The sequence below is a fragment of the Micromonospora sp. NPDC002411 genome, from assembly GCF_053592955.1.
In genome coordinates this window covers 1-1,086 of the sequence record NZ_JBSFBM010000650.1, presented here as the reverse complement: position 1 = coordinate 1,086, position 1,086 = coordinate 1, and the positions used below count along the sequence as shown (strand labels likewise).

Annotated in this window: 2 protein-coding genes; both read right to left on the bottom strand. The window is 71.5% G+C overall.

The annotated features are described in order from the left end of the window. A partial coding sequence (locus ACWCO3_RS34770) for a hypothetical protein (RefSeq protein ID WP_450014264.1) occupies positions 1-267 on the bottom strand: 267 nt, incomplete at its 3' end. After that, positions 264-887 (bottom strand): ABC transporter ATP-binding protein, encoded by a 624-nt coding sequence (locus tag ACWCO3_RS34765; RefSeq protein ID WP_088989846.1) that lies wholly within the window; start codon positions 885-887, stop codon positions 264-266. The genes ACWCO3_RS34765 and ACWCO3_RS34770, both read right to left, overlap by 4 nt. Positions 888-1,086: the final 199 nt, after the last annotated feature.

Sequence of the window (1,086 nt, the reverse complement as noted above, 5' to 3'; positions counted from 1 at the left end):
TGCATGGTCATGCCCAGGCCGACACCGATGACCGCCATGTAGACGCTGAGCAGGGCGAAGTTGGTGTCCCAGCAGGTCACGGCTGGCGCTGACCGCGAACCACCCGTACATGCCCACGAACAGGACGATCACGTACGCGTCGCCCAGCACGTCGCCGAGGGAATGGTCGTGGTGCCGGCTGCGCGCCTTGCGCAGGTGCGCCCGCAGCTGCCGTGCGGTGGGCACGCCGGTCGGCGTGTCGGCGATCGTGGCCGTCGGGGCGGTCACCGGCCGATCTCGATGCGCTCGTCGACCACCGCGTCGATCAGCTCGGGGTCGTGCGAGGCAAGCAGCACGGCGGTGCCCGCCTCGCGCTCCCGGAGCAGGCGCTCGGTGAGCCACTGCCGCCCGCGGACGTCCAGCCGCTGCTCGGGCTCGTCCAGGATCAGCACCCGACGGGGCCGGACGAAACACGAGGCGAGCGCCAGCCGGCGGCGTTGCCCGCTGGACAGCGTCACCGGCAACTGGTCGCGGGCCGCCTCCAGGCCCAGCTCGGCGAGGACCTCCTCGACCGGCTCGGCGTCACCACCGTGCGCGTACGCGACCAGTTCCAGGTGCTCGACCACGGACAGGTCGGGGAAGAAGTCGATGTCGTCCAGGGCGGCAGCCATCAACGCCCGCACCTGCGGGTCGGTCTCGTCGGCCCGTCGGCCCTGCACCAGCACCTCGCCCGCGTCCGGCCGGTCCGCGCCGACCACACAGCGCAGCAGGGTGGTCTTGCCGCTGCCGTTCGGGCCCAGCACCACAGCGATCCGACCCGCCGGGAGTGTGAAACTCACGTCGTCGAGCACCACCAGGTTGCCGAAGTTGCGACTGAGTCCCCGTACCGCGAGCGCGTCCACGATCACAGAGTCTCCCAGAGGCGTGCCACCGGCCAAGCCGAGCGACCTACGTCACGCGGTCCGCGGCGTCGTCCTCCAGGGCCTGCTTCATAAGGACTGGCCGGCCTACGGCGGGCCCGGACGCAACCGCAACGCCGCCGGTCGTTGTCCGGGCCCGGGAGAGCGAGGTGATGATCGGCAGCACCATGATGGCGAGCACCAGGGC